The organism is Myxococcaceae bacterium JPH2 (assembly GCA_016458225.1).
Classification (GTDB): domain Bacteria; phylum Myxococcota; class Myxococcia; order Myxococcales; family Myxococcaceae; genus Citreicoccus.
The window spans coordinates 1-275 of the sequence record JAEMGR010000130.1; the positions used below are offsets into that span (position 1 = coordinate 1).

The 275-nt window shown below is 75.6% G+C and carries 1 protein-coding gene; it reads right to left on the bottom strand.

Annotation, left to right across the window (positions count from 1 at the left end; all coding sequences use genetic code 11):
* Nucleotides 1-275: EamA family transporter (locus tag JGU66_36435; protein MBJ6766265.1), on the bottom strand; the 275-nt coding region annotated here is incomplete at both ends.

Genomic DNA, 275 nt, shown 5'->3' on the forward strand with positions numbered 1-275 from the left:
CGGCGGCGAGGGCGGCCGGCGCGGGCCGTTCGGCCAGAAGCAGCGCGCCGGCGATCAGCGCGATCACCGGCACCGCAAGTTGCGCCACCGCGGCACGGGCGGCGCCCAGTTGCGGCAGCAGCGCATACCAGAGCGCATAGCCCAGGCCCGAGGTCACCGCCCCCGAGGTCAGCGCCAGCAGCCAGCCCGTCGGGCTGGGCAAGGGCGCCCCGGTCCAGAGGAGCGGCAGCGCAACCAGCGGCAGGGTCCAGAGAAAATTGCTGGCCGTGGCGGCC